General features: G+C 69.6%; 21 protein-coding genes. 18 read left to right on the top strand and 3 right to left on the bottom strand.

From position 1 onward, the window contains the following. Positions 1-49: 49 nt before the first annotated feature. The 5 genes from B7438_RS15885 (at position 50) to B7438_RS15865 (ending at position 4,710) form a co-directional block, all read left to right on the top strand. Entirely contained in the window at positions 50-1,078 is a 1,029-nt protein-coding gene (locus B7438_RS15885; RefSeq protein WP_085370658.1) for a substrate-binding domain-containing protein, read from the top strand. A gap of 3 nt (positions 1,079-1,081) precedes the next feature. After that, positions 1,082-2,644 carry a sugar ABC transporter ATP-binding protein gene (locus tag B7438_RS15880; RefSeq protein WP_085370657.1) on the top strand — a complete coding sequence of 521 codons (1,563 nt, stop codon included), beginning with the start codon at positions 1,082-1,084 and terminating at the stop codon, positions 2,642-2,644. 22 nt (positions 2,645-2,666) lie between these two features. Then, positions 2,667-3,122 (top strand): D-ribose pyranase, encoded by a 456-nt coding sequence (rbsD, locus tag B7438_RS15875; RefSeq protein WP_085370656.1) that lies wholly within the window; start codon positions 2,667-2,669, stop codon positions 3,120-3,122. 76 nt (positions 3,123-3,198) lie between these two features. Continuing rightward, positions 3,199-3,906: a deoxyribose-phosphate aldolase gene (gene deoC, locus B7438_RS15870; protein WP_085370655.1), complete on the top strand. Its 708-nt coding sequence runs from the start codon at positions 3,199-3,201 to the stop codon at positions 3,904-3,906. 63 nt (positions 3,907-3,969) lie between these two features. Beyond that, on the top strand, positions 3,970-4,710 hold the full coding sequence (locus B7438_RS15865; RefSeq protein WP_085370654.1) for a GntR family transcriptional regulator: 741 nt from the start codon (positions 3,970-3,972) through the stop codon (positions 4,708-4,710). Between the two features lie 12 nt (positions 4,711-4,722). On the opposite strand, the gene B7438_RS15860 is transcribed toward B7438_RS15865, so the two are convergent. Continuing rightward, entirely contained in the window at positions 4,723-5,682 is a 960-nt protein-coding gene (locus tag B7438_RS15860) for a YafY family protein (RefSeq protein WP_085370653.1), read from the bottom strand. Between the two features lie 106 nt (positions 5,683-5,788). On the opposite strand from B7438_RS15860, the gene B7438_RS15855 reads away from it, so the two are divergent. Then, entirely contained in the window at positions 5,789-6,214 is a 426-nt protein-coding gene (locus B7438_RS15855) for a VOC family protein (protein ID WP_085370652.1), read from the top strand. Positions 6,215-6,264: 50 nt separating this feature from the next. Here B7438_RS15855 and B7438_RS15850 read toward each other — a convergent pair whose 3' ends face one another. Continuing rightward, the gene (locus tag B7438_RS15850; protein WP_085370651.1) at positions 6,265-6,624 is read right to left on the bottom strand and encodes a cytoplasmic protein; all 360 of its coding nucleotides are present in this window, start codon (positions 6,622-6,624) and stop codon (positions 6,265-6,267) included. 210 nt (positions 6,625-6,834) lie between these two features. Between B7438_RS15850 and B7438_RS15845 the strand changes: the two genes are divergently transcribed. From B7438_RS15845 to B7438_RS15830, 4 genes are read left to right on the top strand one after another with little or no spacing between them, the layout of a single operon-like run. Beyond that, the gene (locus B7438_RS15845) at positions 6,835-8,133 is read left to right on the top strand and encodes a sugar ABC transporter substrate-binding protein (protein WP_085370650.1); all 1,299 of its coding nucleotides are present in this window, start codon (positions 6,835-6,837) and stop codon (positions 8,131-8,133) included. Between the two features lie 10 nt (positions 8,134-8,143). Beyond that, positions 8,144-9,124 carry a carbohydrate ABC transporter permease gene (locus B7438_RS15840; RefSeq protein ID WP_256922072.1) on the top strand — a complete coding sequence of 327 codons (981 nt, stop codon included), beginning with the start codon at positions 8,144-8,146 and terminating at the stop codon, positions 9,122-9,124. Further along, positions 9,121-9,987, top strand: a complete 867-nt coding sequence (locus B7438_RS15835) for a carbohydrate ABC transporter permease (protein WP_085370649.1) — start codon at positions 9,121-9,123, stop codon at positions 9,985-9,987. Before B7438_RS15840 ends, B7438_RS15835 begins: the two co-directional genes overlap by 4 nt. Then, positions 9,984-11,843 carry an amylo-alpha-1,6-glucosidase gene (locus B7438_RS15830; RefSeq protein WP_085370648.1) on the top strand — a complete coding sequence of 620 codons (1,860 nt, stop codon included), beginning with the start codon at positions 9,984-9,986 and terminating at the stop codon, positions 11,841-11,843. Before B7438_RS15835 ends, B7438_RS15830 begins: the two co-directional genes overlap by 4 nt. 20 nt (positions 11,844-11,863) lie before the next feature. On the opposite strand, the gene B7438_RS15825 is transcribed toward B7438_RS15830, so the two are convergent. After that, positions 11,864-12,520, bottom strand: coding sequence for a GntR family transcriptional regulator (locus B7438_RS15825; protein WP_247597270.1), 657 nt, complete (start codon positions 12,518-12,520; stop codon positions 11,864-11,866). A 195-nt stretch (positions 12,521-12,715) separates the two neighbouring features. Here B7438_RS15825 and B7438_RS15820 point away from each other — a divergent pair, with 195 nt between their 5' ends. From B7438_RS15820 to B7438_RS15785, 8 genes are all read left to right on the top strand, one after another. After that, a complete protein-coding gene (locus tag B7438_RS15820; protein WP_218775176.1) occupies positions 12,716-14,800 on the top strand; it encodes a beta-galactosidase in 2,085 nt (694 codons plus the stop codon). After that, the gene (gene gcvPA, locus B7438_RS15815) at positions 14,797-16,263 is read left to right on the top strand and encodes an aminomethyl-transferring glycine dehydrogenase subunit GcvPA (RefSeq protein WP_256922071.1); all 1,467 of its coding nucleotides are present in this window, start codon (positions 14,797-14,799) and stop codon (positions 16,261-16,263) included. The genes B7438_RS15820 and gcvPA overlap by 4 nt, the downstream gene beginning before the upstream one ends. Continuing rightward, positions 16,260-17,942 carry an aminomethyl-transferring glycine dehydrogenase subunit GcvPB gene (gene gcvPB / locus B7438_RS15810; RefSeq protein ID WP_085370647.1) on the top strand — a complete coding sequence of 561 codons (1,683 nt, stop codon included), beginning with the start codon at positions 16,260-16,262 and terminating at the stop codon, positions 17,940-17,942. Before gcvPA ends, gcvPB begins: the two co-directional genes overlap by 4 nt. Further along, positions 17,943-19,181, top strand: a complete 1,239-nt coding sequence (locus B7438_RS15805; RefSeq protein WP_085370646.1) for an ATP-NAD kinase family protein — start codon at positions 17,943-17,945, stop codon at positions 19,179-19,181. Continuing rightward, a complete protein-coding gene (locus B7438_RS15800) occupies positions 19,172-19,930 on the top strand; it encodes an SDR family NAD(P)-dependent oxidoreductase (RefSeq protein WP_085370645.1) in 759 nt (252 codons plus the stop codon). The genes B7438_RS15805 and B7438_RS15800 overlap by 10 nt, the downstream gene beginning before the upstream one ends. A 127-nt stretch (positions 19,931-20,057) precedes the next feature. After that, positions 20,058-21,788 carry an ABC transporter ATP-binding protein gene (locus B7438_RS15795; protein WP_085370644.1) on the top strand — a complete coding sequence of 577 codons (1,731 nt, stop codon included), beginning with the start codon at positions 20,058-20,060 and terminating at the stop codon, positions 21,786-21,788. A 1-nt stretch (position 21,789) separates the two neighbouring features. Further along, entirely contained in the window at positions 21,790-23,931 is a 2,142-nt protein-coding gene (locus B7438_RS15790) for an ABC transporter ATP-binding protein (protein ID WP_143465990.1), read from the top strand. A gap of 51 nt (positions 23,932-23,982) precedes the next feature. Continuing rightward, a partial coding sequence (locus B7438_RS15785) for a DUF805 domain-containing protein (RefSeq protein ID WP_306293905.1) occupies positions 23,983-24,542 on the top strand: 560 nt, incomplete at its 3' end.

The following is a 24,542-nucleotide window of genomic DNA, read 5'->3' as shown; positions in this document are numbered from 1 at the left end:
CCGGATCAGCACCATCCAGCAGCACGTCATCACACACGAAGGAGTATTGATGTCATTCCGCACCATTTCGCGCCGCGTCCTCGCGGCGGGAGCCATGACAGCCGCCCTGGCCATCGCCATCACCGGCTGCGGCGCGATCACCAACGCAACAGCAGACTCGACCTCGGGAGGCGGCTTCCAGCTCGCCGACTACATCCAGAAGCGCGTGGATGGAGGAGAGAAGCTGCGCATCAAGCTCAGCTACCACGACCCGTCGCTCGCCTTCGCCACGCCGATCGGCCAGGGGATGGAACGGGCGGGCTCCGAGCTCGGCGCAGACGTCCAGCTCATCGGCCCGACCGGCGGCGACGCTGCGAAGCAGGTCGCTGAGCTGCAGACCCTCATCCAGCAGAAGTCGGTCGACGGTCTGGCCGTCTCGTCCGCCAGCTCGGACGCGCTCAAGCCGGTGATCGCCGAGGCGTACAACGCGGGCATCCCGATCATCTCGTTCAACACCGACAACCCGGACTCCAAGCAGATGGGCTTCGTCGGCCAGGACCTGAAGGCGTCGGGGAAGTCCGAGGCGGAGGAGCTGCGCAAGGCGCTCGGCGACACCGCCACGGGCAAGGTCGTCGTCTTCTCGCTCGACACCGGGGCCGGCTGGTCGAACGACCGGTTCGGCGGATTCAAGGAGGGGATGAGCGGCTCCACGCTGGAGGTCGTCGGCCCGGTGAACGTCGGCAACGAGCCGAACGCCGCGTACAACGTGGTCGACTCGACCATGTCCGGCCAGTCCGGGGTCGTGGCCATCGCCGGCCTCGACTGCTGCAGCACCACCGCATCCGCCAAGTGGGTGCAGCAGTCCGGCAACGCGGGGAAGATCACCACGGTCGGCTTCGACCTCCTTCCGCAGACGGCCGAGTTCATCAAGGACGGCGTGATGACGTTCACCATCAGCCAGAACCCGTCCGAGCAGGGATACCAGGCGGTGAAGGTGCTCGTCGACTTCCTGAAGAAGGGCACCAAGATCTCCGGCGTCGACACTGGCGCGCAGATCATCACCAAGGACAACCTGTCCGAAGCAACGGTGGAGGGCTAGGCCATGACGTTCCCGTCGTCCGGCGATGGTGCGGCCGTGAAGCCGCGCCCCGCCATCCGCATCACCGGGCTCAGCCGCCGGTTCGGCCCGGTGCGCGCGCTGGAGGGTGTGACCTTCGAGGTGCCGGAAGGCGAGGTGACGGCCCTGCTCGGTGAGAACGGCGCAGGCAAGTCGACACTGCTGAAGGTCCTCGCGGGGCTGCAGCCGCCGAGCGACGGGACCGTCACCGTCGGCGACGCCCCGGTGACGCGCTACGACCCGCACACCATGCTCACCGAGCACGGCGTCGCCATCGTGCCGCAGGAGTTGTCGCTGCTGCCGGAGCGGACCGTGGCCGAGAACATCCTGGTCGGGGTGGAGCCCGGCAGCCGCTGGTTCCCCTCCCGTCGCAGGATGACCGCCCGCGCCACCGAACTGCTCGCCCAGCTCGACCTCAGGCTCGACCCGGCAGCGCCGGTCGGAACGCTCGACCTCGCGACGCAGCAGCTGATCGTGGTGGCGCGTTCGATCGCCCGCGGCTGCCGCATCCTGATCCTGGACGAACCCACCTCGGTGCTGACGCCCGCGGAGTCGGAGCGCTTGTTCGCGCTCATGGCGACGCTCAAAGCGCAGGGCGCCACCATCGTCTACGTGTCGCACAGGATGCCGGAGGTGTTCCGGCTCGCCGACCAGATCGAGGTGCTGCGCGACGGCAGGCACGTGGCGTCCTGGCGCCGGTCGGAGACCACGCCGGAACAGGCCGTGGCCGCGATGGTCGGCCGGGAGCTCGGCAACCTCAGCAGGCGTGCGGACACGACGGACGCGTCGGCCTGGCGGGATGCGCCCCCAGTGCTCGCCGTGACCGGGCTCGCCGGCCGTGCCCATCAGGACGTGACGTTCGAGGTGCGCCCGGGCGAGATCCTCGGTTTCGCCGGGCTTCCGGACAGCGGCCGCGTCGAGATGCTGCGCAACCTGTTCGGAGCGGACAGGGGAACGGGCGGAAGTGTCGACCTGCTCGGCTCGCCGTATCAGCAGCGGTCGCCCGCGGAGTCTGTCCGGCGCAAGCTGGCGTTCGTGCCGGGCGAGCGCAGGGCGCAAGGGCTGCTGAGCACGATGAGCGTCGGCGAGAACATCGGCGTGCTCGAGGTGCGCAGGCTCACCAGGTTCGGGCTCGTGCGCCGCCGCCAGTTCGACCGGGACGCCGCGGCCCTCTCCGCAGCGATGACGGTGAAGACCGCGTCGCTCGACACCCCCATCATGAACCTCTCCGGAGGCAACCAGCAGAAGGCGATGCTCGGCCGCTGGATGGCCATCCAGCCCGACGTCCTCGTTCTCGACGAGCCGACACGAGGGGTGGATGTCGGTGCTCGCGCCGAGATCTACGAGCAGCTGTACGCCCTCACCGCCCGCGGGGTCGCGATCGTCTGCTCGTCGTCCGACCTGCCGGAGCTCCTGACGATCACCGACAGGATCGCCGTCATGGCAGAGGGCCGCATCGTCGCCGTGCTCGACTCGGCGGACGCCACCGAGGAGTCGATCATGTCCGCCGCCACCGGCGCGAACGCGTCGGCCTCCTCCGCCGCATGACCACCAGGGAAAGGACCCGACCATGAAGAAGCACGGCATCCTGAACGCCGAACTGAGCGGCGCACTCGCGACGCTCGGCCACACCGATCTGATCCTCGTCGTCGACGCCGGTTTCCCCATCCCGCGCGACGCCCACCGCATCGACCTCGCGCTGGCGGAGAACCTGCCCGACCTGCGCACCGTGCTCGGCCTCATCGCCGGCGAACTGGTGGTCGAGGGCGTCGTCCGGGCGGACGACGTCGTCAGCAACAACCCCCGGCTCGACGAGTGGCTGCAGTCCACCTTCGCCGAGGCCGAGTTCAGCACGCGCACCCACGCCGAGATGCTGGGCGATGTCGCAGCCCAGGCGAAGGTCATCGTGCGAACGGGCGCCTTCGAGCCGTGGGGCAACATCGGCCTCGTCTGCGGCGTCGACGTTCCGCGCTGGTTCGGCGGCGACGGCGTGATCGCGCCCGACTATTACGCAGACCGGCTCTGACCCGGTCGCGCATCCCCAGACCTGCACCACACCACAAGCACTGCGACCGCGGTGCCCGCGAAAGGAAACAGAAACCGTGACTGACACTTCGACCACCGAGCTGACTCTGGCTCCGGCGCAACTCGCACCGTACATCCAGCACACCAAGATCGAGGTCGGCCTCACCCGCGACGAGATCGTCGCCCACGCCAAGGAGACCGTCGAGCACGGCTTCAACGCCGCGATGGTGCCCGCATCCTGGGTCGACGTGGTCGCCGCAGAACTCGCGGGCACGGGCGTCGGCATCGCGACGGCGCTCGACTTCCCGACCGTCGGCGTGACCACGAGCGCCGGTAAGGCCGCCGAGGCGGAGTCGATCGCCAAGCTCGGCGCCACCCAGCTGGACATCGGTGTGCAGATCGGCTGGCTGAAGAGCGGGATGTACGACGCGTTCCGCGACGACATCGCCGGTGTCGTGCAGGCGGCGGGCATCCCGGTCAAGGTCATGCTCGAGCTCCCGCTGCTCACCCCGGACGAGCGTCGCGCGGCCGTCGAACTGTCGATGGATGCCGGCGTCGCCTTCCTGAAGAACGCGTCGAGCGGGCAGATCGAGACGGCCAGCCCGGAGAGCGTCCGCTACCTGGTCGACCTGGCTCGTCCCGGCGTGCTGGTGAAGGCCTCCGGCTCGATCAAGAGCTACCCGCAGGCCCTGGGCCTGCTGCGCGCGGGCGCCAGCCTGCTCGGGACGAGCGCCGGCCTGTCGATCATCACCGACTCCGGCGACGAGAACACGACCAGCTACTGACGAGCGCCGCCGTCCCGACTGCCGTAGTGTCGGGACGGCGGGTGCCAGTGAAAGAGGGGGAAAGTGACCGACGACCTCGACAGAGACGCACCCGTCGCTCTGCACAGCCAGATCTCCGAGCGCATCCGGACCAGGATCGCCGCCGGTGAGTGGCCGGCGCACTACCGGCTGAAGAGCGAACCGGAGTTGGCGCACGACCTCGGCGTGAGCAGGGGGACGCTGCGCAGGGCCCTCACCACCCTGATCGAGGAAGGGCTGCTCCGGCAGGTCAGGGGGAAGGGAACGTTCGTCACGTCGACGACGATCGAGCCGGCCATCGCGCAGAAGCTCAGCACGCTGTCGGAGGATTTCGCCAACCAGGGGATCGTGACCGAGACGGACGTGATCGAGTGCCGCCTGATCGAGCCGCCCCGGCCGGTCGCCGCACTGCTCGACGTGTCGCCAGGAGCACGGGTGCTCAAGCTGGTCCGTTTGCGCAGCACGGACCGCGGCCCAGTGGCCCTACTGGTGAACTACGTCCGCGCCGACCTCGCGCCCGGCATCGAGAAGACCGACTTCCGCACCACCAGCCTCTTCGGGACGCTCGAAGGCACCTACCATCTGAAGATCGGCAGCGCCCGCCGCACCTTCTCCGCCGAGGCGGCATCCGGCGACGCCGCCTCCGCCCTCGAACTGCCGATCGGCGCACCCGTCCAATACCTGCAGCAGGTCACCTACCTGGCCGACGACCGTCCGGTCGAGTACTCCGACGTGTGGATCCACAGCGAGAAGCTGCGGGTCACCTCACTGCTCTCTCGGCGCTGAGTCGGCGGGAAGCTACCGGCCGGCCGCGGCATAACGCCCGGCCAGCATCCCGAACGCCTCCCGCAGTTGGGCCGGTTCCACATCCTCCAGCGCCGCGTCGAATCGCCCGAGCGACGCCGCCAGCGCAACCCACGACCACGAGCCGACGTGGATGCGGCAGCGCCCGTCCCCGAGGTCGTCCACCACGGCGTCGCCCGCGAAGGGCAGCACCTCGGAGGCCGGCAGGTGCAGGATCGCGCTGCCGTGGCAGGGCCAGTCGTCGGCGTCGGCCGAGCCCTTGAAGCGGGCGGACACGTATGCGCGCACGTCGCCTCCCGGCACCGGGCGCGGTTCGAAGCGGCGGCCGTTCGGGGTGCGGGGGCGCATCCGGTCGACGCGGAAGGTGCGCCAGTCGTCGCGATCGAGGTCCCAGGCGAGCAGGTACCAGCGTTCGGCGGCGACCACCAAGTGGTGCGGTTCGACCCGGCGGGGAGGGCGGTCGTCGTGGTCCCCGTAGTCGAAACGGAGGGTCTCCCGCCCGCGCACCGCGGCGGACACCGAGAGCAGGACACCCGGATCCACCGGCTGCACCGCCGTGTTCCGGCCGTTCGGGATGGTGGTGAACGTGAGCGCATCCAGTCGGTGGCGCAGGCGGGACGGCATCACCTGGCGCACCGTGGTGAGCGCGCGCACCGCCGCCTCCTCCACCCCGGCTCCGCTGACCGCGGCGGCCTGGAGGGCGACCGCGAGCGCGACGGCCTGGTCGTCGTCGAAGAGGAGCGGGGGAAGCTCGGTACCCGCATCCAGCCGGTACCCGCCATCCGGGCCTTTCGTCGCCTGGATGCGGTAGCCCATCTCGCGCAGCCGGTCGATGTCGCGGCGCACGGTGCGGTGGCTGATGTCCAAGCGTTCGGCCAGCAGCCCGCCCGGCCAGTCTCTCCGTGCCTGCAGCAGGGAGAGCAGCACGAGCAGCCGGGAGGTGGTCGAGGTCATGCTGCCAGCGTAGATCGAGTAGAGGACCGAAGCTGTCCTCTACTGCTGTGAGAGTGGGCGTCGACCGTCCGGAACGTCCGGGCGGAACGTCAGCGAGGAGCAGACAATGTCCGTCACCACCACACCCCACCTCAACTTCCGCGGCGACGCCAGGGCGGCGCTGGAGTTCTACCACTCCGTCTTCGGCGGGCAGCTCGTCGTCGTCACCAACGCCGACGCCCACGCCGCGGAGACCCCGGACGAGGCCGACCAGGTGAAGTTCGGCCAGGTCATCGGCGGGAACGGGTTCCAGGTCATGGCATACGACGTGCCGGCCAGCGTCGGCTACGACCAGGGCGACACGGCGTTCTTCGTCTCGGTGCGCGGCGAGACCGCCGACGAGATCGCCGAGCTCTGGGGAAGGCTGGCCGAGGGCTCGACCATCATCGAAGACCTCGGGCCGTCCGCGTTCTCGCCCGCGTACGGGATGCTCGCCGACCGCTTCGGCGTCGTCTGGGTGCTCGACGTGGCGGTGGCGTGGGACGCGGCGTGAGCCTCAGCCGGCAGGCGTGACCGCGGCGGTGCGGGGCGGGGACCCGGCGGTCAGTCCGCCGTGCTCGGCCCCACCGCCGCGGGCCCAGGGCCTCCCGGGGTTCCCGCCGCATCCCCCTTGAGCTCGATCAGCAGCGTGTGCGTCGGCGTCGTGCCCACGTTCTCGCCCGAGTGCCGCTGCGCGGGCAGCCACACGGCTTCGCCGGCATCGAGGTGCACCGTGCGTTCCTTGTCCGGTGTGCGCAGGTGCCGGTCGAATTTGCTCAGCGCCACGAGCACGCTGTTCGGATGGTCGTGGTCGTTCGTGCGGAGGCCGGGCGCATCCAGGTATTCGAGCACGCGCACGTACTCGTTCTCCCAGAGCAGGTGATAGTTGTCCGGATCGGTGTCGAGCGGGTCGTCGGTGACCATGCGGCGACCATACGCCCACCGGCCCCGCCGCCGCTACTACGACCGAAACACCAGTAACTGTCGCGAAACGCCCGGGAAGCGCCGCAGTTGCTGGTAGTTCGCGGACACTTGCATAACGCGCCTGCCTACTGTATACAGAATACAGACCAGGAGCGGCCCCGTACCCGTGGCCCCCGAATTGCAAGAGACACTTCAAGGAATGAGGTAGGCATGTCTCGCGTCGACTCGAAGATGAGAAGGCTGGTGGCTGTGGGGGCGGCCGTCGCGTTGGCACTCAGTATGGCCGCGTGTTCAGGATCGGGATCGGGGGGTTCGGGCTCCAAGACTGTCGTCTGGTCCACCTGGGGCACTCCGGAGGAGATCGCCCGCTACAAGGACTTCGACAACCAGTTCATGAAAGAGCACCCCGACATCAAGGTGGTGCTGCAGCCGGTCGCCGACTACGGCGACTACCACACGAAGCTCCTCGCCCAGCTCGCGTCCGGCACAGCACCGGATGTGTTCTACATCGGCGACGACAAGATCGGCCAGTTCGTCAACTCGAAGGCGCTGCTGCCTCTCACCGACCTGATGAACTCCAGCGCGAGCAAGACCAAGCCGGAGGACTTCGCGCAGGGCCTGTTCGGCGCCACCAAGAAGGGCGACCAGATCTACGCTGCGCCCAACGACTCCAACCCGGATGCGCTCTGGTACGACAAGGTCGCGCTGAAGAAGGCCGGCGTCACCGATGACCCGGCCACCCTCGCCGCCGAGGGCAAGTGGACCACAGAGGCATACCTCGACATGAACGAGAAGCTCAAGAAGGCCGGGCTCACCGGATCCATGTTCTGGAACTACTGGTCCACCCACTACAGCTGGATCTCGGCGCAGGGCGGCAAGGCGTTCGACGAGTCGGGGAAGTTCGTCGCCAACACCGACCAGACCAGCGTCAAGGCGATGGATGTGCTGGCCAAGAACTTCCAGAACGGCACGTTCGTCGTCGCGGACACCCTCCCGCAGGGGGCTGGAGCAGACAGCGTCTTCGTCACCCACAAGGCGGGCTTCTTCGTGCAGGGCCGCTACACGATCGGCACCGTGAAGTCGGCGGGCGACCCGGAGAACTACGACGTCGCACCGTGGCCGACCCCGGACGGCAAGGCCGCGCCGACCGGCACGGCCGTGAGCTACCTCGCCATCAACGCCAAGACCAAGAACAAGGCCGCTGCGTTCGAGTTCTGGACCAACTACCTGTCGGCAGCCGGCCAGACCGAGCGCCTGAAGGGCGGAGGCAACGCCGTCCCGTCGATCAAGGGCGCGGACAAGGTCGTCCTCGACGGATACCCGGAGCACGCCCAGACGCTGCTCGACATGCGCGACATCGGGTTCGAGGACTACGCGACGGAAGCATCCGTCCCCGGCCTCTCCAGCGACATCAGCGACAAGATGCTCGCGCTCTACGAGGGCAAGGCGTCCACCAAGGCGACCCTCGACGATGTCGCGAAGATGATCGAAGACAAGACGGGCAAGTAGGGATCGACGCGTGAGTGCAATCCGAGGGTCGCTGACCGAAGCCCCCGACCAGGCGGCGACGGCGAAACCCGCAGACACCGCGCCGGGCGGACTCCGAGGGGAGTCCGCCTGGCGGCGGCGCGACCGGCGCTGGGGCTATGTGTTCGTCGGCCCGCAGCTGATCGGCATGGCACTGTTCGTCGTGCTGCCGTTCGCGGCGAGCCTGGTGCTCGCCTTCGCCCAGTGGGACGGTCTCAACGACCTCAGCTGGGTGGGCTTCGACAACTTCCGCAACCAGCTCTCCGACCCGCTGTTCGGCAGGGCCATCCTCAACACCCTGCTGATCGCCGTGATCACGGTCCCGGTCGGCCTCGGCCTCGCCGTGGTGATCGCGGTGGCGCTGGAGAAGCTGAAGACGAAGACGCTGTACCTGATCCTGTTCTTCGCGCCCGTGGTCACCTCGTCGGTGGCGGTCGCGATGATCTGGCAGCAGCTGTTCCGCAAAGACGGCGTGATCAGCGGCTTCATCGCCAGCGTCTTCCACGTGCCCGCCCCGGACTGGCTGGGCGACCCGCACCTCGCGCTCATCGCGGTCTGCATCGTCTCCATCTGGTCGTCGCTCGGCCTCAACGTGATCATCTTCCTGGCCGGCCTGCAGAACATCTCCCCCGCCGTGATCGAGGCGGCGCGCATCGACGGGGCGGGGGCGCTGACTCTGTTCTTCCGCATCCGGATGCCGTTGCTGTCGCCGATCATGTTCTTCTCGTCGGTGATCGCGTTCATCAGTTCGCTGCAGACGTTCGACACCGTGTTCATCCTCACGGCGAACGCCGGCCCGGACAACGCGACCCGCACGATCGTCTACCACATCTACGATCTCGGCTTCGGGAAGTTCCAGTTCGGTCCGGCCAGCGCTGCGTCGGTGATCCTGCTGCTGATCACGCTCGTCATCACGGGCATCCAGTTCACGGCGCAGAAGAAGTTCGTCCACTACGAGGATGGTGCAGCATGACCGCCGTATCCGGGGCAGCCCGCGAGGGCCGCGCAGGCACCCGCGTCCGCAAGACGCTCCTCCATGTGGTGCTCGCCATCGGCGGCGTCGCGATGGTGTTCCCGTTCATCTGGATGCTCATCACCTCGTTCAAGACGCTGCCCCAGCTCCTGAACGACCCGCTCAGCTTCCTCCCCACTCCGTTCACGTTCCAGAACTACGTGGATGCGTGGAACGACGCCCCGTTCGCGCAGGCGTATTTCAACAGCATCTACATCGCCGTGCTGGTGGTCATCGGCACGCTCATCACCGCGGCCATGGCCGGGTACGCGTTCGCGCGCATCCGGTTCCGCGGCAGCCGCGTGCTGTTCGTGGTGTTCCTGGCGACGCAGATGATCCCGATGCAGGTCACGCTCATCCCGTTCTACTTCCTGATGGCGAAGCTGGGCTGGGTGGACTCGCACCTGTCGCTGATCATCCCCGCCGCCCTGGCGAACCCGTTCGCGGTGTTCCTGATGCGCCAGTTCGTGCTGTCGCTGCCGAAGGAGCTGGAGGAGGCCGCGCTGGTCGACGGCGCAGGACGGTGGCGCATCTTCTGGAGCATCATCCTCCCGAACCTGCGCCCGGGCCTCGGTGCGCTCGCGATCATCGTGGCGCTCAGCACCTGGAACAACTTCCTGCTTCCCCTGGTGCTGCTGAACAGTCAGGATCTCTTCACGGTTCCGCTGCTGCTGCAGAGCTTCCGCGGCCAGTTCGGCTCGATCAACTATGGGCTCATCATGGCGGCGTCGGCTGTGGCGACCATCCCAATGTTGATCGCGTTCGTCATCGGCCAGCGTCGCATCCTGAACAGCATGGCGGCGTCCGGACTGGGCGGCCGATGAGCGCGGCGGCGACGACGCGGGATGCGCGGGGCGCGGCGGCACAGGATGCGGCGGCGCTGGATGCTGCGGCACAGGATGCGGCCGACCGTGCCGCTCGGTTCCTCGACCTGGAGAACGCGCCGTTCACGCTGCCGGGGTCGCGCATCTTGGTGCAGCGGACGGACGGCGGCGTGACCGTGCGGCTGGCCGAGTACGAGCGCAGGCTCGACGACTGCGTCGTGGTGCGGGCGCTGCGGGTGTTCGGTGCGGACGGGCGCGTCGCGGAGATCGCGGACGTGCGCCCGGAGAGCATCGCGTTCGACGGGGGAGCGACCCTGACCTTCGACGGTCAGCGGGCGCTGAGCCTCGGCGGCGGCTCGCGGTGGACGGTCGAGCTGACCGTGCCGGGCGCGGTCGGCGCGCTCGACGCCGCTCAGGCAGGCGACGCATCCGGTGCCTGGGCGCCCGGGCTGCCGTCGGCCGGCGAGGCGTCCTGGACGGCGACCGGCGCGGACGACCTGCGGGTGCGGGAGGTGGGCGGGGACACCGTCGTGCGGCTCTCGTTCCCCGGCGGAGACGGCGCGCAACTGCGGATCGCACTGGGCGCAGCCACGGCGGAGAACGCGGAGGCTTCGCACGCTTCGGGTACCCCGCACGCCTCCGCCCTCGCAGCCACCACATCCGTCTGGGCGGACTGGTTCGCCCGCACACCGCGGGTGCGTTCCGACCTCGCCGACCTCACGGCGTTCTGCTGGTGGGTGCTCGGCGCCAACATCGTCACCCTGCCCGGTCGCGGCGACGCGCGCGCCGTCGTCCCGTCGAAGATCGGCTACGTCGGCCTCTGGCAGTGGGACGCGTACTTCATCGCGGCCGGCCTCCGCCACGGCGCCCCGGAGCTCGCACGCGAGCAGCTCGCGCTCGCGTTCGGCTTCCCGGCACCGGACGGCCAGCTGCCCGACGTCGTGCACGACGACGGCGTGCTGGCGTCGAGCGACGACCTCCCGCCCGGCGACAGGGACACGCTGCGTCGCGCAGGCTCCTCCATCGCCGACCCGTCAGCGCCGATCCCGCTCACCAAGCCGCCGCTCGCCGCCTGGGCGTTGCGCTCGCTCGACGGCCTGGTCGACGACCCCGCCTGGTTCGACGAGGCGTGGCAGACGGTCGCGCACAGCCAGGAGTGGTGGTTCGCGCACTCCGACCTCGACGGAGACGGGATGCCCGAGTACGGCCACCCGTACTCCTCCGGCCTCGACGACAGCCCAGTGTTCGACGGAGAGCTTCCCGTCGCGTCGCCGGATCTCGCGGCATACCTGATCCTGCAGGACGACTTGCTCGCATCCCGGGCCAGATCGGTGGGGGACACTGCGGCAGCCGAGCGCCACGCCGCACGAGCCGAGCGCACCCTCGCGCTGCTCGAGGCGATGTGGGACGACGCCGCCGGATTCTTCCGCTCCCGCGGAGCAGGCACGCCGCTCTCCGCGGAGACCGCCGTCAGCCTGCTCCCGCTGCTCACCGGCCGCCTTCCCGGGCGCATCGTGACCAGGATCCTCGAAGCCCTCGACGACCCGGACCGGTTCGCGACGCCGTGGGCGATCCCCACGGTCGCCGCCAGGGATGCCGACTTCTCCGCAGAGCGGATGTGGCGCGGCCCGGTATGGGTCAACATCAACGCCCTCATCGCCGAGGGGCTGGCCGTCTCCGGCCACGCGGACCGCTCCCGCGAGCTGGTCGAGGCGACGCTGCGCCTGGTGCAGCACGCCGGTGGACCGCACGAATACTTCAACCCGCTCACCGGCAGGAAGGCCAGGACGGCGACGACGTCGTTCGGCTGGTCGGCCGCGCTGTGCGTCGACCTCGCGGTGCGCGCTTCGGGCTGAGGGCCGGATCGCCCCGCCGGTCAGCCCAGCCGCTCCCACGAGATGCCCGCGTCCGCGAGCAGACGGCGCATCCCATTGGTCCAGTTGGCGGCCAGCGCCTCTTTCGCCGCCGGCAGGTCGCCGGCGACCAAGTAGCGCGCGATGTCTGCGTGTTCGATCGCGCTGCGTTCGACCATCACGTCGTCGGACACCAGCAGCGACTCGTAGCGGTGGATGGCGCGGCGCACGCCGGCGATCTCGTCGAGCAGCCGCTGGTTGGGGCAGGCGCTCAGCATCAGGTTGTGCCACTCGTCGTCGCGGCGGTTGACCAGCGCGTGCTGGGCGACATCGTCGTTGAACTCGGCGGCGAGGGCGGCGAGCTGCGTGCCGATTCCGGCCAGCTCGTCGGCCGGGCTGAGGTCGAGCGCGAGGCTCTCCAGCGCCACGATGATGGGGCACAGTTCTTCGAACTCCCGCGCGCTCAGCGGCACGAACCGGAAGCCTTTGCCGTTTTCCGACTCGATCTGCCCTTCGCTCTCGAGTGCGATCAGGGCCTCCCGCAGCGGCGTGCGCGACACGCCGAGCTCGGCGGCGAGCTGCACCTCGTTGATGCTCTCGCCGGGGCGCACGTCGCCGGCGCGCATTCTCGCGATGAGTTCTTCGCGCACCTGGGACCGCAGGTTCTTGCGCTCGATCACTGTGACCTCCTGGTCGGTTCGTGCGTGGCCTCCCGGCCGGCCGGCGTCGCCAGCTTAGGGCTTGACCCACCGCGGGAATCGCTTTAGCGTTACTGTATACAGAATACAGTCGACGGTTGCCCGGTGTAAAGCACCACGCCGTCGCCGCGCCCAGCGCCACCCCAGAACAGCCCCAGCACAGCCGCAAGGAGACCAGTGACGACCACCTCGCCGCGGACCATCCGCCTCGACGCCCTCGCATACGGCGGCGACTACAACCCCGACCAGTGGCCGGAGAGCGTCTGGGCAGAGGATGCACGCCTCATGGCCGAGGCCGGGGTCAACCTGGTCACCCTTCCCGTCTTCTCCTGGCCGCTGCTCGAACCGCGTGAGGGCGAGTACGACTTCGCCGGCCTCGACCGCGTGATCGACCTGCTCTGGGAGCACGGCATCAGCATCGACCTGGCCACAGCGACCGCCACACCTCCCGCCTGGCTGGTCCGCGAGCATCCGGAGGTGCTGCCCTGGAACGCCGACGGCGTCCGGCTCGAGTTCGGCTCGCGGCAGACGTACTGCCCCAGCTCTCCGGTGTTCCGGGATGCGGCCCTCCGCCTCACGCGCACCCTCGCCGAACGCTACGGCGATCATCCGGCACTCGCGCTCTGGCACGTGTCGAACGAGTACGGCGACCACGTCTCCCGCTGCTGGTGCCCGGAGTCAGCTCGCCACTTCCGCCGCTGGCTGCGCGACCGCTACGAGACGATCGACGGCCTCAACGCGGCCTGGGGCACCAGCTGCTGGGGGCAGCACTACCTCGACTTCGACCAGATCGAGCCGCCGCGCACGGCCACCGGCCCGATCAACCCTGCCCAGCTCCTCGACTTCGAGCGCTTCTCCTCCGACGCGCTGCTCGAACTCTTCCAGTCCGAGATCGACGTGCTGCGCGAGGTCACCCCCGACATCGCGGTCACCACCAACTTCATGAGCCTGTTCCGCGAGCTCGACTACTGGGACTTCGCGGACGCGGAGGACATCGTCACCGACGACGCCTACCCCGACCCCGCCGATCCGGATGCGCACATCGGCGCCGCCCTCAACTACGGCCTCATGCGTTCCCTCAAAGACGGCCGCCCGTGGCTGCTGCTCGAACAGGCGCCGAGCGCGGTGAGCTGGCGCGAGGTCAACGTGCCGAAGGCGCCGGGTCAGATGCGCGTCGGCAGCATGCAGGCGCTCGCCCACGGCTCGGACGGCGTGCTGTTCTTCCAGTGGCGGCAGGCGAAGTTCGGTCCGGAGAAGTTCCACTCCGCGATGCTCGGCCACCGCGGAGAGCGCAGCCGCACCTTCCAGGAGACCAAGGCGCTCGGGGCCGAACTGAAGAAGCTTGCGCCGATCAAGGGCACCCGCGTGCGCGCATCCATCGCCCTCGTCGCGGACTGGGACTCCTGGTGGGGCGTCAGCGAACCGGAGTCCCTGCCGTCCGTGCGCCTCGACTGGCTGAAGGAGGCGCGGGCCTGGCACGCCGCCGCGTACGCGCTCGGCCAGCCGGTGGATGTCGCCCGCGCCGCCGGTCCGTACGGAGAGCACCGCGTGCTGCTCGTCCCCAACCTCTACGCAACCACCCCCGAGCAGGCGGATGCGCTCTCGGCGTTCGTCGCGGAGGGAGGCCAGCTGGTCGTCGGACCGTTCTCCGGCGTCGTCGACCACAGCGAGCAGGTGCACGACGGAGGCGCCCCCGGCCCGCTGCGCGACCTGCTGGGCGTCGAGGTGGACGAGTGGTGGCCGCTGGCGGACGGGCAGACGGCGTCCGTCGCGTTCGGAGGCGAGCGCCACGGCGTCCGCGTCTGGAGCGAGTGGATCGATGCGGCGGACGGCACAGAGGTGCTCGCCCACTACAGCGACGGCGACCTCGCCGGGCGTCCGGCCGTCACGCGCCGCGCATCCGGTGCCGGCGCCGCCTGGTACCTGAGCGCCGGTCTCGACAGCGACGGGATGCGCGCCGTGCTCTCCGGGGTGTTCGCCGCCGCGGGCGTGCCCGTCCCCGCCTCCACCGAGCGCGACACCGACCTCGAGGTCGTCACCCGCACCGACGGCGTCACCGACTACACGTTCGTCCTCAACCACGGGCGCCGCACGCTCACCGCTCCGCGCATCCCGGGCGGACGCGACCTGCTCACCGACGCCGACGCCGACGCTGCCCCCGGCCTTCCCCTCGGGCCCTTCGGCGTCGCCGTCATCGCCCACCCCGCCCCCCAAGCCATCGAGTCCGAAGTTATTCACGCGACACGCCGGGATCACCCGTGAACAACTTCGGACTCGATCCTTTCCCCGACCACCAGACCACCGACCGCGAGGCCACCATGACCCAACCATTCGTCCACCCGTACGTGCCGAACATGGCGCCGGCATCCCGCCAGGCGATGCTCGACGCCGTCGGCGCGGAGTCCGTCGAGGAGTTCTACGCCGACGTGCCAGCCGACCTGCGCCTGGCCGGCCCGCTCGACCTGCCGGAGCCGCTCGTCGCCGAGCAGGACCTGGTGCGCCACGTCGGCGGCCTGCTGCGCCGCAACCGCGCGGTGGAGCCCGGCCGGCTGTTCCTCGGCGCGGGCACGTACCAGCACGCCGTGCCCGCCGTGGTGGACGAGGTCATCAACCGCAGCGAGTTCCTCACCGCGTACGCCGGAGAGCCGTACGAGGACCACGGCCGGTTCCAGGCGCTGTTCCAGTACCAGTCGCTGATGGGCGAGCTGCTCAACCAGGATGTGGTCAACGTGCCGACGTACGACGGCTTCCAGGCCGCGGCGACCTCTCTCGCGATGGCGGGCCGCATCACCGGCCGCCGCACCGTGCTGCTGGTGAGCGACGCGCATCCGGACAAGCTGTCCAAGGTGCGTGACTACATCGCGCCCACCATCGACCTCGTCCTGGTGCCGACCGTCGACGGCGTCGCCGATGTCGCCGCGGCCACCGGGATGCTCGACGACGCGACGGCAGCGATCTGGATCGAGACCCCGAGCTACACCGGAGCACTCGAGACCGCCGTCGCCGAACTCTCCGACGCCGCCCACGCGGTCGGAGCCGTCGTCATCGTCGGCACCGACCCGATCGGCCTCGGCATCCTCACCCCGCCCGCCGACCAGGGCGCGGACATCGTCCACGGCGACATCCAGTCCCTCGGGCTGCACCCCTGGTTCGGCGGAGCCCACGCCGGTTTCATCGCCGTGCACGACGACCCCCGCTTCGTGATGGAGCTGCCGTCGCGCCTGTTCGGCCTCGCCTCCACCGATGTGCCGGGCGAGTACGGCTTCGGCGACGTGGCATACGACCGCACCTCCTTCGCGCTCCGCGAGGAAGGGAAGGAGTGGGTCGGCACCGCCGCAGCGCTCTGGGGCATCGCGGCGGGCGTCTACCTCTCCCTGATGGGTCCGCAGGGCATGGCGGAGGTCGGAGAGACCGTCCTCGCCCGCACGGCGTACGCCTCCCGCGCCCTCGCCGCCCTTCCCGGCGTCGCGCTCGCCGACGGGGCGACGCACTTCCGCGAATTCGTCATCGACCTCCGGGATGCGGCGCTCACCGCACCGGAACTGGTCGCCGCCGGCCGCGCATCCGGATTCGAGCCCGGCCACGCCATCGACGAGACGCACCTCCTGGTGTGCGTCACAGAGCAGAACACCCAGTCAGACATCGACGACCTCGCCGCCGTGCTCTCCGACGCCCTCGGCGCCGGTGCAGCCGCTGGCGCACAGAAGAAGGAGCAGAGCGCATGAGCCTCCCCATCGCCCCCAAACCGCCCGTGCGGCGTTTCCACCAGGCGCGCTGGGACGAGCCCGTCGTGTTCGAACTGCACACGCCGGGCGAGCGCGGAGTGCTCGTCTCCCGCCCGGAGGCCGGCGTGCGGGAGGCCGTCGGCGACGTCGTCGCGGCGCTTCCCGCATCCCTCCGGCGCAGTGCACCGCCGGCGCTGCCGGAGATCGGGCAGATGCGGGTGCTCAAGCACTACCTGCGCCTCAGCCAGGAGAACCTCGGCGCCGACCTCAACGTCGACGTCGGCCAGGGCACCTGCACCATGAAGTACGCGCCGAAGGTCAACGAGGCGATCATTCGGACCCCCGACCTCACCGAGCTGCACCCGCTGCAGGATCCGGCGAGCGCGCAGGGCATCCTCGAGATCGTCTGGCGCACCGAGCGGATGCTCGCCGAGATCTCCGGCATGAGCCGCGTCTCCCTGCAGACCAGCGGAGGATCGGAGGCGATCTGGGCCAACATCTCGATGATCCGCGCGTACCACGCCTCCCGCGGCGAGGCCGAGCAGCGGGATGAGGTCATCACCACGATCTTCTCCCACCCGTCCAACGCGGCGGCGGCCAAGGCGGCCGGATACCGGGTCATCACCATCCACCCGGATGCGGACGGCTACCCCGACATCGACGCCCTCCGCGCCGCGCTCTCACCGCGCACCGCGGCGATCATGGTCACCAACCCGGAGGACACGGGCATCTACAACCCGCGCATCCGGGAGTGGGTGGAGCTTGCGCACGGTGTCGGCGCGCTCGCCTCGTACGACCAGGCCAACGCCAACGGAATCCTCGGGATCACCCGCGCCCGCGACGCCGGATTCGACGTGTGCCACTTCAACCTGCACAAGACGTTCGGAACGCCGCACGGCTGCGGCGGCCCCGGCTCGGGAGCGAACGCCGTCTCCGAGGCGCTTGCGCCGTTCCTGCCCGGCCCGGTGGTCGAGCGGGTCGGCGACCGCTACGTGCTGGATGCGGACCGGCCGCAGTCGATCGGCTCCGTCGCCCCGTTCTACGGCGTCATCCCGAACATCGTGCGCACGTACGCCTGGATCAGCGCGCTCGGCGCGGAGGGCCTGCGCGCCGTGGCAGAGACGGCGGTGCTGAACAACAACTACCTGATGAAGCGCATCCTCGCGATCCCCGGCGCCAGCGCACCGTACGCCACCGGCCGCCGCCGCATCGAGCAGGTGCGGTACTCCTGGCAGGAGCTGTTCGAGGAGACGGGCATCAGCTCCGAGGAGATCGGCGTCCGCGCCTCCGACTTCGGCATGCACTACTGGACCAGCCACCACCCGTACATCGTTCCGCAGCCGTTCACGCTCGAACCGACGGAGTCGTACTCGATGGCCGAACTGGACGAGTACGCCAACGTGCTCGCCGAGGTCGCCCGCGAGGCCCGCGAGACGCCGGACGTGGTGCGCACGGCGCCGCACAACCAGACCGTGCACCACACGCACCACGACGACATGGACGACCCGGATCGCTGGGCGGTGACCTGGCGGGCGTACCAGCGGAAGTACGCCGGGGCGGGAGAGGGTGCGTTCGCGCCGTTCTCCGCTCCGTCGTCCGAGGCGGATGGCGGTGGCGCTGGCACTGGTGCTGCCCCTGGCGCTGCGTCGGCCTCCTCCTCCGACGAGGCCGCTGCGTAGATGTCCTCCCTCCGTCAGCTCCGCCCGGCGATCGGGGTGATCGTGAACCCCGTCGCCGGGATCGGGGGACCGGCCGGCCTCGTCGGCAGCGACGGCGAGGCCGTGCAGCGCGAGGCCGCCGCGCGCGGCTCGCATGCCAGGGCCGCCGAGCGCACTGCCGCGGCCCTCGCGGTGCTGGCGGGCGCGCATCCCGGGCTGGAGGTGCTGACGGCGTCCGGGCCGCTCGGTGAGGATGCGGTGCGCGCCGCCGGTCTCCTCCCGCGCGTCGTCTACGCTCCGGATGCGCAGCGTGGCCTAACGGGCGACGGCCTCGTGGGCGACGGCCTAGCGGGCGACGGCACGACGGGCGACGACACCGCGCGTGCCGTCGCGGCCTTCGTGGCCGATGGCGCCACCCTCGTGCTGTTCGCGGGTGGAGACGGCACGGCACGCGATGCGGCACGCGGCGCCCCGGCGCACACCGCACTGCTCGGTATCCCGGCCGGGGTCAAGATGTATTCCGGCTGCTTCGCCGTCGCTCCCGCCGCAGCGGGCGCGATCGCCGCGGAGTGGCTGACCGCCGGCGGCCTGCCGACGCGCGAGGCGGAGGTCCTCGACCTCGACGAGGAGCTGCTGCGCGCCGGCCGGCCGGACCCTCGCCTGTTCGCGCTCGTCCGCGTGCCCGTCGCCCGCGAGCGCACCCAGGCACGCAAAGCGCCCACCCGCACCAGCGAGGCCGACGCCGTCCGCCGGGCAGCGGCGGGCGCCGTCGCCGCCATGCGGCCGGGCGTGCGCTACCTGCTCGGCCCGGGAGGAACGCTCGCCGCCGTGTCGCGCGAACTGGGCGTGCCGGCCACCCCGCTCGGCGTCGACATCGTGCAGGACGGGATGCTCGTGGCACGCGACGTGTCGGAGCAGCAGGCCATCGCATCCATTGCCGGACACCCCGCGCAGGCCGTCGTGACCGTGATCGGCGGTCAGGGCTTCCTGCTCGGGCGCGGCAACCAGCAGCTCTCGCCCGCCGTGCTCGACGCCATCGGCGCCGACCCTCTACTCGCCGACCCCCTGATGGTTGTCGCGACCGAGCAGAAACTCATCGACCTCGCCGGACGACCGCTCCTGGTCGACACCGGCGACACCAGCCTCGACGCACGCCTCGCCGGTCACCTCCGGGTGATCACCGGTCCGTCGTCGTCGAGCATCTACCCTGTCAGTGCCGCCAGTGCGGCCACCACCGAAGGAGCGCACACATGCGTCTAGCCGACAAGTCCGCCATCGTCACCGGAGGAGCCGGCGGCATCGGCCGCGCCACCTCCCTCGCCTTCGCGGCGGAGGGCGCGCGCGTCGCCGTCGTGGATGTCGCGCCCGGCGCGGCGGAGAAGGTCGCGGAGGAGATCCGCGCGGCGGGAGGCACCGCCATCGCCCTCACAGCAGACGTGTCGAACGAGTCGGACATCGAGCGGGTCGTCGCGGACACCGTCTCCGCGTTCGGCGGCGTCGACGTCGTCTTCAACAACGCGGGCATCATCCGCCGCACCACAGCGGTCGAGACCACGGCAGACGAGTGGGACCGCGTCTTCGGCGTCAACGTCAAAGGCATCTTCCTGATGTGCAAGCATGTCGTGCCCGTCATGGCGGCGAACGGCGGAGGATCCATCGTCAACACCGGCTCCGGATGGGGGCTCAAGGGAGGAGCGCAGGCCATCTCGTACTGCGCGTCCAAGGGTGCGGTCGTCAACATGACCCGCGCGCTCGCCATCGACCACGGCCCGCAGGGCATCCGCGTCAACTCGGTGAACCCCGGGGACGTCAACACCGGGATGCTCCGCGACGAGGCCCGCCAGCTCGGCCAGGAGGCCGGCTCGTTCCTCGCGGAAGCCGCCGACCGCCCGCTGCAGCGCATGGGGGAGCCGCAGGAGATCGCCGCCGCCGTCGTCTGGCTCGCGTCTGACGAGTCGTCGTACGTGACCGGTTCCGCGCTCGTCGTGGACGGTGGAGGCATCGCCTAGCGACGCCTCCGTTCGCGTGCAATAGGAGCGGGAAAAATGCGACGCCGCAAATTTCAGGTGCGGTGTCACGAATGTCGGAGGCTTCTGCCACAATCTTCAGGTACCGAAAGCCACCCCTTGGGGATCCTTGATCCTGCTCCGTCTTACCCTGCGTCACGCGCGCCCATACGTGTGGGGGATCGTGGGGGTCGTGGTCCTGCAACTGCTGTCCACGATCGCCGCGCTCTACCTGCCCAGTCTCAACGCCCAGATCGTCGACAAGGGCGTCGTCACCGGAGACACCGACTTCATCTGGAACACCGGCATGACGATGCTCGTCGTCTGCCTCGCGCAGGTGCTGACCGCCATCGGCGGCATCTATTTCGGTGCGAAGGTGTCGATGGCGGTCGGCCGCGACCTGCGTCGTGAGGTCTACCGCAAGGTCGATTCGCTCGACGCGCTCGACGTCGGCCGCTGGGGCACGGCGACGCTCATCACCCGCAACACGAACGACGTGCAGCAGGTGCAGATGCTCGTGCTGATGACGCTCAACTTCATGGTGTCGACGCCGATCATGTGCATCGGCGGCATCATCATGGCCCTGCGCGAAGACATCGGGCTGTCCTGGCTGGTCTGGGTGTCCGTTCCTGTCCTCTTCGTCGTGGTGGGCATCCTGGTCGTGCTCCTGCTTCCGCTGTTCCGCGAGATGCAGGAGCGCATCGACAAGGTCAACGGCGTGCTGCGCGAGCAGATCGTCGGCATCCGCGTCATCCGGGCGTTCGTCCGCGAGCCGTTCGAGTCGGAGCGCTACGCGGAGGCCAACTTGGCACTCACCAAGGTGTCGGTGCGGGTCGGCAACATCTTCGTCCTGATGTTCCCCGTCATCATGGTCATCCTGCACCTCGCGACGGCCGCCGTCCTCTGGTTCGGCGGACAGCGCGTGGATGCCGGTCAGATGCAGGTGGGCTCGCTCACCGCGTTCCTGCAATACCTGCTGATGATCCTCACCGCGGTCATGATGGGCGTGTTCATGGTGATGATGATCCCGCGCGCCGTCGTCTGCGCCGGGCGCATCGACGAGGTGCTGTCGACCGAGGCGTCCGACGCCGGGCGAGCAGGGGATGCGCCGCTGCCGTCCTCCGGCAGGGTCGAGTTCCGGGGTGTCACCTTCGGCTACCCCGGTGCGGAGAAGCCGGTGCTGAGCGACATCGACTTCGTCGCCGAGCAGGGCAAGATGACGGCCATCGTCGGATCGACCGGCGCAGGCAAGACCACGCTGGTCAACCTCGTGCCCAACCTCTACACGGCGCAGCAGGGCACCGTCACCATCGGAGGGGTGCGGGTCGACTCGCTCACCAGGGCGCAGCTCGCCGGCGTGCTCGGGCTCGTCCCGCAGCGTCCGTACCTCTTCTCCGGCACGATCGCATCGAACCTCCGGTTCGGCCGGCCCGACGCCACGGACGAGGAGCTGTGGGAGGCGCTCCGCGTCGCCCAGGCCGAAGACTTCGTGCTGGCCAAGGAGGGCGGGCTCGACGCGCGCATCTCCCAGGGCGGCACCAACGTCTCCGGCGGTCAGCGCCAGCGTCTCTGCATCGCCAGGGCGCTCGTCTCGCAGCCGCAGGTGTACCTCTTCGACGACTCGTTCTCGGCCCTCGACGTCGCGACGGACGCCCGCCTTCGCGCGGCCCTCGCCGACGCGACGAGAGACGCCGCGGTGATCGTGGTCGCACAGCGTGTGTCGACCATCCGGGAGGCGGACACCATCATCGTCCTCGACGACGGCCGCATCGTCGGCCGAGGAACCCATGACGAACTCCTCGAGACGAGCGAGACCTACCGCGAGATCGTCGAATCGCAGCTGAGCCTGGAGGTGGCCTGAGATGGCACGCAAGCGTGCGGACGACGTCCTCGAACGCGACGACGTCACGGCCCCCGAGGTCGAAGACTACGAGTTCACCCCCACCGAGGCAGACGGCGACATGTTCGGCGGAGCCCCGGCCAAGAAGGCGCAGAACTTCTGGCCGTCTCTGCGCCGGCTGCTCGGCCTGCTCCGTCCGGAGCGCGTGCAGTTCTCGTTCGTGGTCGGGCTCGTCGTCATCTCGGTGATCCTCACGGTCATCGCGCCGAAGATCCTCGGTTCGGCGATGGATGTGATCTACCGCGGCGTGATCGGCAAGGGGCTCCCCGCCGGCCAGTCGCTCGACCAGCAGATCGAGCAGGCGCGCGCGGCGGGCAACGACCAGTTCGCCGACATGCTCGCCAAGACCCAACCCATCCCGGGCGTCGGCATCGACTTCGTCGAGCTGAGCCGTCTCATCTTCATCGTGCTCGCCATCTACCTGGTGGCCTCGTTCCTGATGTGGGCGCAGGGCTACGTGCTCAACGCCCTCGTCATGCGCGTCGTCTACCGTCTGCGCGCCGACGTCGAGACCAAGCTCAACAGGCTGCCGCTCAGCTACTTCGACACCCGCCAGCGCGGTGACCTGATGTCGCGCGTCACGAACGACGTCGACAACATCCAGGCCGCGCTGCAGCAGGCGTTCTCGCAGCTGGTCCAGTCGGTGCTCACCGTGCTCGGCATCACGATCATGATGTTCATCGTCTCGTGGCAGCTCGCCCTCATCGCCCTGATCGCGCTGCCGCTGTCCGGCATCATCGCCGGCGTGATCGGCTCGCGCTCGCAGAAGCTGTTCGCGGCGCAGTGGAAGAACACCGGCTCGCTCAACGGTCACATCGAGGAGTCGTACTCCGGGCTCGAGCTGGTCCGCGCCTTCGGCCGCGACGAGGTCATGCTCGCCGAGTTCGACGAGCGCAACGAGAAGCTCTACCGGGCATCCTTCGGCGCGCAGTTCGTGTCCGGCACGATCATGCCGGCGATGACGTTCGTGTCCTACCTGTCCTACGTGCTGATCGCCGTCGTCGGCGGCCTCCGCGTCGCGACAGGGCAGATGACGCTCGGAGACGCGACGGCGTTCATCCAGTACTCGCGCGAGTTCACGCAGCCGATCACCCAGGTGGCCGGCATCGCGAACATGCTGCAGTCCGGTGTCGCCTCCGCGGAGCGCACGTTCGAGTTCCTCGACGCCGACGAGCAAGACCCGGACGACGTCAAGGCGGAGCTCCCGGAGCGCACGGACGGTCACGTCGAGTTCGAGAACGTCTCGTTCAGCTACTCGCCGGCCACGCCGCTCATCGAAGATCTCTCGTTCTCGGTCGAGCCGGGGCACACGGTCGCGATCGTCGGCCCGACCGGCGCGGGCAAGACCACCCTGGTCAACCTCGTGATGCGCTTCTACGAGCTGAACTCCGGCCGCATCCTGCTCGACGGCATCGACATCACCGAACTGGCGAGGGCCGAACTGCGCGAGCAGGTCGGCATGGTGCTGCAGGACGCCTGGCTGTTCGGCGGCACGATCCGCGAGAACATCCGCTACGGCCGCCTCGACGCCACCGACGAGGAGGTGGTCGACGCGGCGAAGGCCACGATGGTCGACCGGTTCGTGCGTCAGCTGCCGGACGGCTACGACACGGTCCTCGACGCGGACGGCGGAAGCGTCTCGGCCGGTGAGCGCCAGCTCATCACCATCGCGCGCGCGTTCATCGCCAACCCGTCCCTGCTCATCCTCGACGAGGCCACCTCCTCCGTCGACACCCGCACCGAGCTGCTGGTGCAGCAGGCGATGGCGGCCCTCCGCACCGACCGCACCTCGTTCGTGATCGCCCACCGCCTGTCCACGATCCGGGATGCGCACACCATCCTGGTCATGGAGAACGGCGCCATCGTGGAGCAGGGCAACCACGAAACCCTCCTCGGCCGCCGCGGCGCGTACTACGACCTCTACATGACGCAGTTCCGTGGCGAAGACGCGGAGGCGGAGGCCGAGCTCCTCGAAGCGGCCGCCGTGCCGCCCGGCGTCGAGTCGGGTGCGTTCGGTGGGGCGGCTGCGGCTGAGTCCGCTGAGTCCGTGTCCGCTGAGGCTGTGTCGGATCCGGCAGGGGACGGCAGCGCGCCCGCGAGCTAAGCTGTGTGCGTCCGGGGCCGTGGGCGCCCCGGGCGCACAAAGGGGGATGCCGTGAATCCGATCGTTCCGCTCTGGGCGCCGTACTACGGTGCACCGCTGGGTGCCGCATTCGTGCGGTTCTGGAAGAAGTACGCACGCTTCGACGGCCGGGCCAGCCGCAGCGAATACTGGTGGTGGTTCTTCGTCAACGCGATCGTCGGCCTGGTGCTGTACATCCTCTTGCTCGTCCTCGGCCTTTCCGGCGCCACCACCGACGACAGCGGCCGCTCGGTTCCAGGCCCCGGCTTCGCCGTCGGCATCGTCCTGCTCGTCCTCTGGGGTCTGGCCACCATCGTCCCGGGCATCGCGCTGACCGCGCGACGACTCCACGACGTGAACCTGAGCGGCTGGCTGATCCTCCTCGTCCTCATCCCGAGCCTCGGCGGCATCGCCATCTTCGTGATGACGCTCCTCCCGCCGAACCCGGCAGGTGCCCGCTTCGACCGCCCGGACTCCGAGGTCCCCGGTTACGTCCCCGTCGTCCCCGGCGCCGCCCTCCCTCCCCGCGACTACGGCTGGCCCGAGTCCCCGCTTCCCTACGCGAGCCCCGCGGGCGGCCAGCCCCTCTACGC

Origin of the sequence: Leifsonia sp. NCR5, assembly GCF_002105485.1 — a bacterium.
Classification (GTDB): Bacteria; Actinomycetota; Actinomycetes; order Actinomycetales; family Microbacteriaceae; genus Leifsonia.
Note: the sequence above shows the minus strand (reverse complement) of the source record. Positions and strands in the feature narration are given on the sequence as shown.